Origin of the sequence: Peribacillus sp. NPDC097225 (assembly GCF_044761955.1) — a bacterium.
Classification (GTDB): Bacteria; Bacillota; Bacilli; order Bacillales; family DSM-1321; genus Peribacillus.
This window is the reverse complement of record NZ_JBIWDJ010000008.1, coordinates 130,034-138,928: the sequence shown is the minus strand read 5'-3', so window position 1 is coordinate 138,928 and position 8,895 is coordinate 130,034. Positions and strand designations below refer to the sequence as shown.

The 8,895-nt window shown below is 42.5% G+C and carries 10 protein-coding genes; 7 read left to right on the top strand and 3 right to left on the bottom strand.

What is annotated here, in order from left to right; genetic code table 11:
* Window positions 1–154: 154 nt before the first annotated feature.
* Window positions 155–652, bottom strand: a complete 498-nt coding sequence (locus ACIQXH_RS18230; protein WP_402870991.1) for a phosphatidylglycerophosphatase A family protein — start codon at window positions 650–652, stop codon at window positions 155–157.
* A 150-nt stretch (window positions 653–802) separates the two neighbouring features.
* Between ACIQXH_RS18230 and yutH the strand changes: the two genes are divergently transcribed.
* From yutH to thrB, 5 genes are all read left to right on the top strand, one after another.
* Window positions 803–1,804, top strand: coding sequence for a spore coat putative kinase YutH (gene yutH, locus ACIQXH_RS18225; RefSeq protein ID WP_402954346.1), 1,002 nt, complete (start codon window positions 803–805; stop codon window positions 1,802–1,804).
* A 119-nt stretch (window positions 1,805–1,923) separates the two neighbouring features.
* A complete protein-coding gene (locus tag ACIQXH_RS18220; protein WP_403125180.1) occupies window positions 1,924–2,841 on the top strand; it encodes an SH3 domain-containing protein in 918 nt (305 codons plus the stop codon).
* Window positions 2,842–3,018: 177 nt separating this feature from the next.
* Window positions 3,019–4,317, top strand: a complete 1,299-nt coding sequence (locus ACIQXH_RS18215; RefSeq protein ID WP_402871000.1) for a homoserine dehydrogenase — start codon at window positions 3,019–3,021, stop codon at window positions 4,315–4,317.
* Window positions 4,314–5,375 carry a threonine synthase gene (gene thrC, locus ACIQXH_RS18210; protein WP_403125176.1) on the top strand — a complete coding sequence of 354 codons (1,062 nt, stop codon included), beginning with the start codon at window positions 4,314–4,316 and terminating at the stop codon, window positions 5,373–5,375. Before ACIQXH_RS18215 ends, thrC begins: the two co-directional genes overlap by 4 nt.
* A complete protein-coding gene (gene thrB, locus ACIQXH_RS18205; protein ID WP_402954340.1) occupies window positions 5,372–6,316 on the top strand; it encodes a homoserine kinase in 945 nt (314 codons plus the stop codon). Before thrC ends, thrB begins: the two co-directional genes overlap by 4 nt.
* Before the next feature lie 169 nt (window positions 6,317–6,485).
* On the opposite strand, the gene ACIQXH_RS18200 is transcribed toward thrB, so the two are convergent.
* A complete protein-coding gene (locus ACIQXH_RS18200) occupies window positions 6,486–6,722 on the bottom strand; it encodes a NifU family protein (RefSeq protein ID WP_402871006.1) in 237 nt (78 codons plus the stop codon).
* A 154-nt stretch (window positions 6,723–6,876) separates the two neighbouring features.
* Between ACIQXH_RS18200 and ACIQXH_RS18195 the strand changes: the two genes are divergently transcribed.
* A complete protein-coding gene (locus ACIQXH_RS18195) occupies window positions 6,877–7,203 on the top strand; it encodes a YuzD family protein (RefSeq protein ID WP_402871009.1) in 327 nt (108 codons plus the stop codon).
* A 73-nt stretch (window positions 7,204–7,276) separates the two neighbouring features.
* Here ACIQXH_RS18195 and ACIQXH_RS18190 read toward each other — a convergent pair whose 3' ends face one another.
* A complete protein-coding gene (locus tag ACIQXH_RS18190; protein ID WP_402871012.1) occupies window positions 7,277–8,344 on the bottom strand; it encodes an NAD(P)/FAD-dependent oxidoreductase in 1,068 nt (355 codons plus the stop codon).
* Between the two features lie 303 nt (window positions 8,345–8,647).
* On the opposite strand from ACIQXH_RS18190, the gene ACIQXH_RS18185 reads away from it, so the two are divergent.
* On the top strand, window positions 8,648–8,884 hold the full coding sequence (locus tag ACIQXH_RS18185) for a YuzB family protein (RefSeq protein WP_402871015.1): 237 nt from the start codon (window positions 8,648–8,650) through the stop codon (window positions 8,882–8,884).
* The last annotated feature ends 11 nt before the right edge of the window (window positions 8,885–8,895 follow it).

Below are 8,895 nucleotides of genomic sequence, written 5' to 3'. Positions count from 1 at the left end.
AACCTAAAAAAGATGACCCCTGTTCAATACAGAGATCATCTTTTAAAAATTGCTTAGGCTTTTTTAAAATGTCCTTTACACAGGGTACACTTTATGCAGACCTGGATCTTTTTTGTTTTAACCTACGTGCTCCTCCCCGCTTTCCATTATGGCGTCATTCCACGTTTTCGACCCTATGTGCGAGCCGGCTGGATGCAGCAGCGGCTATGGCACCGACGATATCATCCAAGAAGGTATGGACCTTGCCGGTGCTTTTATCGTTTAAATATTTTAGGATACCCGGTTTTTGCTTGTCGATAAATCCATAATTGGTGAAGCCAATCGACCCGTATACATTGACTATGGATAAAGCCAATATTTCATCCACGCCATATAGTCCTTCATCGATCTCAATGATGCTTTGAAGGGGTTCTTCAAGCAGTTTTTTTTCGGCTAACATATCCAGTTGGATGCCGGTAAGGATCGCATTCTGCACTTCGCGTTTCGAAATGACCCGTTCAACATTGTGGAGGCAGTCTGCCATTTGCAAGTCTTCATGGTAGCTTGATTGTAGATACATGACCAGCTCTGCGATATCCTCCACTTTCACTCCTCGTTCACCAAGCCATTTTCGAGCTGTTTGTTCAGACATTGATTGTTTTATATTAGTCATTTCATCATCCAATCTCCATAGTTATAGGATAAATTTTTCATGCGTGAATTTTCGGTATCGATAGTTATTCAGAAAAGAGCGTATTCCTCATATATATAAGTATATGATGCCCAATTTGTTTGTATCCATTTGATAAGGGAGGAAAACGCTATGATAGAAGAAATCATTTTTAATAATTACGGAATCGAGGTGGAGCGGGAGGAAGCCAATAGCCGGTTTCCTAGCTTTCGTTCCGGGCCTTTCATTTACAGCATCGTTCCATTAGAAGACAGGGAACAAGAGGAATTGGCAGAGCGCCATAGAATGGCTGAGCACATGATTGCCCTAGGAGATCGTCATGTTTCAGCGTTCGTCCTTGCCAATCACGGCAGTTTTGTTTCGGAAGCGGAGGACCAATTATTTATCCTCCTTGCCAATGAGGACTTGGAAGGGCCGAAAAATTTCAATCCGGGACGTCACATAGCAAGGTTCCACCAACGTGGAAGAGCCATAACGGAGACGATTCGATCCTGTTCACGGATTGGCCAATGGAAAGAACTTTGGGAGCAAAGAATCGATCAGCTGGAGAACATTTGGAGGGACAAATTAAAAGCCCATCCGGATAACCCATTCGAAAAAATGTTTGTAGAAACCTTTCCCTATTATATGGTACTAGGTGAGAATGCGATTCAATATTTAGTCGACACGGAAATCGATGATACACCACAACCTATAGACAGCGGTACGGTGTGTTATGAGCGGTTTTTAAATGATACCTGGAAGAACAATAAGTGGATGAAGAATCCGTTTGATTGGGTATTTGACCATGGGACACGGGATGCCGCGGAATGGGTGAGGGAGCATTATTTTCAAAATGTGCATACGCATCAACGGGGCATCAACACCTTTTTTCGTGAATATCAAGGCATTGAACCATTCTCCAGTTTCTCGGCACGCTTACTGTATTCAAGAATGCTGTTTCCCATTCATTACTTTGAGGCAGTTGAAGAGTATTTCTCAAAAGTATCAGAAGCAAGATCGAATGAATTGGAAGATAAGCTGTCCTCCATCACGAATACATCGGAGAAGTATGAGACGTTTCTCAAGCAGTTTTACGATTTGGCCGAAATTCCAGTTAACCATTTTAACCTTCCGAAGATTGATTGGATTTAAAAAAAACTGGAAGAAATATGATACCACCTCATTTACTATGTTATGATAATAATATGATTTTTTAGAATAGTTCGATAAGTGGTTTCGAAACTTGTTCAAGTGGAGAAAGGATGCATGCAATGAAACGTACAATGCTGGCTTTATTGATTGTCCTATTCGTTTTTCCAGCTGCGGTTTCTGCCAAGACAACAATCAAAACCAGCTGTGATGCGACGCAGTTCAAAATTGTACTTAAAACGACAACGGATTTGAAAGAGTCGGCATCGACGGACAGTAAAACAGTAGAGACATATCGGAAAAATAAAGAGTTATCGGTCATTGGGAAGACGGGTAATTGGTATAAGGTTTGCCATTCCAACCATACTGGTTTTATTGCCATGAAAAATGCCAGGGAAGTATTTAGCTCAGGCGAGAAGACCATCCTCAAGAAATTGGATAAGCGGAAAGATATCAGCCAACTCGTAGCCGCCACAGGCAAAACCATGGGTGGGATGAAGGTGACAATCCGAACCTATGAGAAGAAGAAGGGTGAATGGCGGCGAGCCTTAGGCGATATGAAGGGCGTTACCGGGAAGAATGGATTCACGAAGAATAAGAAAGAGGGCGACGGGAAAGCACCTGTCGGGATGTATTCTTTCGGAACGGCCTTTGGAAGCACATCCAAGCCAGATAAAGTGAAGATGGATTACCGGAAAACAACCAAGTATGATTATTGGATCGATGATCCGGCGTCCAACGACTATAACAAGTGGGTCACGTATAAAGGAAAGAATCCGTATGAGAAATGGAAATCTTTCGAAAGGATGAACCATGAACTTTATAAATATGGAGCCGTCATCAATTATAATAGGAATCCGATCATCAAGGGAAAGGGCAGTGCAATCTTCCTTCATATATGGAGAGGGGAAAACAAGCCAACAGCGGGTTGTACAGCTACTTCCGAGAAGAATGTCCTTAGCTTGCTGAAGTGGATGGATCCCGAGAAGAATCCGCACATAATCATGGGGACGTATGATTCGTTGAACTCTGTGAAATAAATACGAGGTTCGCCCTTAAACGTCGGTTTTTCCTGTCATACCTAGCAAGGACTTCGAAAAAGAATTGAAAACTGTATATTCTAACTATTGATAATTGAACGAATAAAACATATAATGTCTACTATACAAATACAAATGTTTTCTTGGGGAAAACAGATACTTTAAGGGGGAACCAAAATGAAAGCCATCTCGATCGGATTATTGGGGCTGGGCACTGTCGGGTCCGGAGTCGTACAAATCATTGAGAGACATCAAGACAAGCTCATGCACCAAGTAGGTTGCTCAATCACCATTAAGAAGATACTGGTCAAAGATACGTCAAAGGAACGACTCGTATCGGTGGATAACAGTATGCTAACTTCCAATCCGGAGGATATTCTTTCAAACCCTGAAATCGATTTAGTTATTGAAGTGATGGGCGGAATTGAAGAAACGCGTGAATACTTAATCAAAGCCTTGAAAAATAAAAAAAATATCGTAACGGCCAATAAGGACCTGATGGCCCTGTATGGTCCGGAACTTTTGGAGTTAGCCACGGAAAACCAATGTGATTTATTCTATGAAGCAAGCGTGGCCGGGGGCATCCCGATATTGCGCGGTTTAGTTGATGGGCTATCTTCGGACCGGATCACAAAAATGATGGGGATCGTTAATGGAACGACAAATTTCATCCTAACGAAGATGAGCAAAGAAGGAAGGGCTTATGAAGACGTGCTGAAAGAAGCTCAGGAACTGGGTTTTGCCGAGTCCGATCCGACCGCGGATGTAGGTGGACTGGATGCCGCACGGAAAATGGCCATCCTATCGACTCTCGGTTTTTCCATGAATATCGGCTTGCATGATGTCGAAGTGCAGGGAATCACCGAAATAACCGAAGAGGATCTGAGATACAGCCAAAAGCTTGGCTATACCATGAAGCTGATTGGCGTAGCGACTAGAACGGGGGATAGGGTCGAAGTTAGCGTGCAGCCGACTTTGCTTCCGGAGGAACATCCACTAGCTTCTGTAAACAATGAGTATAATGCAGTGTACGTTTATGGTGAAGCAGTGGGGGAAACGATGTTTTACGGCCCTGGGGCAGGTAGCCTGCCAACAGCAACGGCTGTCGTTTCGGATATGGTAACGGTCATCAAGAATATGAGATTGGGCGTGAACGGGAGAAGTGCCGTTTCTCCTCAATACCCGAAACAATTAAAAGATCATACGGAGATTCTGGCTAAGTTCTTCATTCGACTCCATGTACAGGATGAAGTGGGTGTCCTAGCTAGGATCACGAATTTATTCGCGGAGCATGGGGTCGGTTTCGATAAGATCCTACAATTGCCGCTGGATGAAAAAGAGTCCTCGGAAATTGTATTGGTTACCCATAAAGCCCCAATGGCGGCTTTCGATCAAATTAAATACGAATTGAATGATTACAATATGGTAAAAGAAGTGAAAAGCACATACCGTGTAGAAGGAGAGGACAACAAATGAGTTGGCAAGGACTAATTAGCGAATATAGAGAATTTTTACCTGTAAATGAAGATACACCGGCATTATCCCTTTTAGAAGGAAATACACCTTTGATTAAATTGGACCGTTTATCAGAAGAGTGGGGAATTGAGCTCCATGTAAAATACGAAGGAGCCAATCCAACGGGATCATTTAAGGACCGTGGAATGGTCATGGCCGTTGCCAAAGCGATCGAGGCTGGAAGTGATACGATCATCTGTGCATCCACGGGGAATACATCAGCTGCGGCTGCTGCTTATGCGGCGCGTGCCAATATCCGTTGCATTGTTGTCATTCCAGAAGGAAAGATTGCCATGGGTAAATTGGCTCAAGCGGTTATGTATGGAGCAGAGATCATTTCGATTGAAGGCAATTTCGACCAAGCTTTAAAGATCGTCCGGTCCCTTAGCGAACATTCACCTATCACTCTAGTAAACTCTGTTAACCCATATCGGATTGAAGGCCAGAAGACGGCTGCGTTCGAAATTTGTGATGCGCTTGGATCTGCACCTGATATTTTGGCATTGCCAGTCGGGAATGCGGGGAATATCACCGCGTACTGGAAAGGGTTTAAGGAGTACAATGAAGGAAAACGGACAGGGCTACCTGAAATGAGAGGGTTCGAAGCCGAAGGGGCAGCAGCGATTGTCCGTGATGCGGTCATTGAAAACCCTGAAACGATCGCAACCGCGATACGAATTGGTAATCCTGCCAGCTGGAAGTTTGCTGTGGAAGCGGCAAGTGAATCAAATGGTAAAATTGATGAGGTAACGGATGAGGAAATCCTTGAAGCCTATCACTTCCTGGCTAAAAAGGAAGGCGTATTTGCTGAACCGGCATCATGTGCTTCCATTGCCGGCGTGTATAAACAATTAAAAAGCGGCGAAATCAAAAAAGGAAGCAAAGTTGTGGCTGTCCTTACTGGAAATGGATTGAAGGATCCGAACGTGGCTGTCGATACAAGCACGATTCATCCGACATTACTACCAATGGATGAAAAAATCATTTTAGAACATTTACAAGGTGTGAACCAGGCATGAGTGCGGAATCGGAGATGTTTTTGATCCGTGTGCCAGCAAGTACGGCTAATCTTGGGCCCGGGTTCGATTCAATCGGTCTTGCCCTTGGATTGTACTTGGAGATACACGGATCCCTATCGAATCATTGGGAAGTCATTCCGCTTTCTGAGGAAATGTCCGTTTTCCCGAAAGATGACACGAATTACATCATTCAAATCGCAAAGAAAACGGCGGCATATTATGGGAAAGACCTGTCACCGTGCCGGATTTCCGTTTCTAGTGAAATCCCGCTTGCCAGGGGACTTGGAAGCAGTGCTTCAGCCATCGTAGCCGGGATTGAATTAGCGAATCTAGTCGCTAAACTGAACTTATCCGCTGAGGAAAAAAACAGACATGCCTCTACTTTTGAGGGACACCCGGACAATGCAGGGGCATCTGTTCATGGTGGTTTGGTCGTCGGTATGCATACGGATGAAAAAACGGATGTTCTTTCATTTCCGATAGAAGGGGTAAATGTCATTGCCGTGATTCCCAACTTTGAATTGCTTACAGAGGATTCAAGGAATGTCCTTCCCGAAACACTTCCGTATAAAGAAGCAATAAGCGGAAGTGCGGCAGCTAATGTGCTACTTGCGGGAATCTTGACAAATAACTGGAATCTTGTCGGTCAAATGATGCAGAACGATCGATTTCATCAACCCTATCGCGCTGGCTTAGTGCCGCATTTAGCGGAAATCGAAGAAATTGTACGTCGGGAAGGCGGCTATGGTGCCGCTCTAAGTGGAGCAGGTCCGACCGTCCTCAGCCTAGTGTCTGGCGAAAAAACAGCACAACTGCTAAGAAGTTTGAAGGAAGCATTTCCTGACTTTCAGGTGAAAGAGCTGAGGGTCGACAATGATGGAAGCCAGACGGCGATCCTATCAGAGGAAGAGAAGAAGGAATGGAGCTTTAATAAATCATAGATGTTCATTGCAACAGTAAAAAAGCTGATTCCCTTTAAGCCGTATCAATCAAGGATTGATAGGACTGATAAAGCGGAGTCAGCTTTATTTCTATAGCAGACTAAATATATTTAGTCTGTATGTGTTGTATCTAATATGGTTGAATGCTCAACCCGTTATTAAAGGCTAATTAGAAAACTTGCTCAACTTCCACTACCCCGGGAACTTCTTCAAGAAGTGCGCGCTCAATCCCAGCTTTTAGAGTAATGGTCGAACTTGGGCAGCTTCCGCATGCTCCTAGTAATCGTAATTTTACAATTCCATCTTCTACGTCAACTAGTTCACAGTCACCGCCATCACGAAGTAGAAACGGACGAAGTTTATCTAGAACATCTTGAACTTGTGTTTCCATTTGTTGGTCAGACATTGCAATCGACTCCTTTCCTAATCATATTATAATGCGAACATAGTAAAAAATCCAACTGTAACTTTGCGGAAATTAAATCTATTCTTTTCGAATCTGTCATTAATAGGGAAAAGATTCCAAAAATCACAGAGAAAATACATGGTGGAGGTAACAGATGATAAAGAAAAAAATTGAAATAGAGGTATATGGGGCGACGCAAATATGTGCGAGTTGTGTTAATCTTCCCTCTTCGAAAGATACATATGAATGGCTTCAAGCCGCATTGACACGAAAGTTTCCAGAGCAACCATTTTCCATTACTTATATTGATATGTTGAATCCGCCTGATGTTGATAGGCAAAAAAACATGGCGGCGAAGATGGTCGAAGAAGATTTATTTTATCCACTTGTCCTCATTGAAGATGAGATTGTGGCCGAAGGGAACGTTCACCTGAAAAAAGTTGTGGAATTAATGGAGAACTACGGATATAAAGGGAAATGAAAAAACTGACCCAGGAGGAAGCTTTATAGCAGCTTTTTGAGTCAGTTCAAGAATAGGTTCATGAAATTTTAGATTAACCGTTATGGTATTTATACATCCAAAGTATCCCGGATTTCATTAGGCGTGCCACTCTTCCTGTGATAGGACGGTTAGCGACAAGTCCAAAACCTTGTTTCTTCCCAAGAGAACCTAATGTCCCTTTTAATTTTACGGGAGGGAAACTTTCAGGAAGTGGTTCATTGGCCCATTTTTTCAAGAGAACTTGAACAATCTGTTCGGCTTGAGATTCCGCTAATTGAGCACTCGGTGCATGTGGCAAACTAGCGCAGTCGCCGACTACAAAAATGCTGTCATTGGTAGGAAGGAAATGCTGTGGTGTAAGAACGGCTCTTCCTTGACGGTCTTTTTCGATATCCATGTCACGAATGATCTTGCTTGGTTGTATGCCGGCTGTCCAGACAATAACATCACTATGAACCGCTTCATCCCCATTATAAAGCAGGTTAGGTTCAACTTTAGTGATATTAGAATGATGAACGATTTCGATGGTATGTTTATCAAACCATGATTCGACAAACGTACTTAGTCTTTCTGGGAAAGCAGATAGAATATGTGGTCCACGGTCGAAAAGCTTTACGTTCAAATCAGAACGACTTTCAATTAATTCACTGGCTAACTCGACACCGCTAAGGCCTCCGCCAACGATTGATACGGTTGCACCAGCGCCCAAATTATTCAAAGCTGAATAAGTGCGACGTGATTTATCGATGGTTTGGATGCTATATGTGTGTGTATCAGCACCAGGAATATTGTGATATTTATCTTCACATCCAAGGCCGATAACTAAATCGTCGTAAGCAACGGGCTCTTGGTTCTCGATAATGACTTGTTTGTTCTCCATATCAATGGAAAGTACTTCTCCGTATACGTTCTTTAAGCGAGGGTGTTCTGGAAATGCAACACGGATGTGCTGATCAGGAATAGTACCTGCTGCTAGTGCATAATATTCGGTTTTTAAGCAGTGATAAGGATTGCGGTCGATTAGTGTGATGCTCACGTTTTCAGGAAGCTGATTAGGCAGCAATCTTTGTAACATGCGCATACCACCATACCCACCACCAAGTATGACTAAATTCTTCATATGTTTTTTCCCCTTTGTTTGATCTCTAGAAATAATGTTAAGTATTTCACTTGTGAAAATAAATTATCCTACTATAGGATTCCCCATTTGTATCCTATGGAATTATGTGAATAAATATATGCCTAATTTGTAGAATAATAAAAATATTATATGATTTCTTGTTTACATACCCCGACAAAAGTATAACGAATATAACTGTAAATCACAACCGATATCTTAAAAACGGCGTATTTTTGTGCGTATTTATTGACTGTTAATGTGAAAAGGTTTAGGATAAACTGTTAATGACAGCGAGGTGAAACGATGTATCCAATCATTGAGTTCTGTGTAAGCAATCTGGCCAGTGGGGCACAGGAAGCTTTCGAAAGATTAGAGAAGGATCCTAATTTAGATATTATTGAATATGGTTGCCTAGGATATTGTGGGAAATGTTCCAGTTCTTTGTATGCCCTTGTTAATGGCGAAGTAGTTTCTGGGGATACAACGGATGAACTTGTGAAAAATATATATAAATTTATTGATGAATATCAAATGTTTTAATCGACATAAAT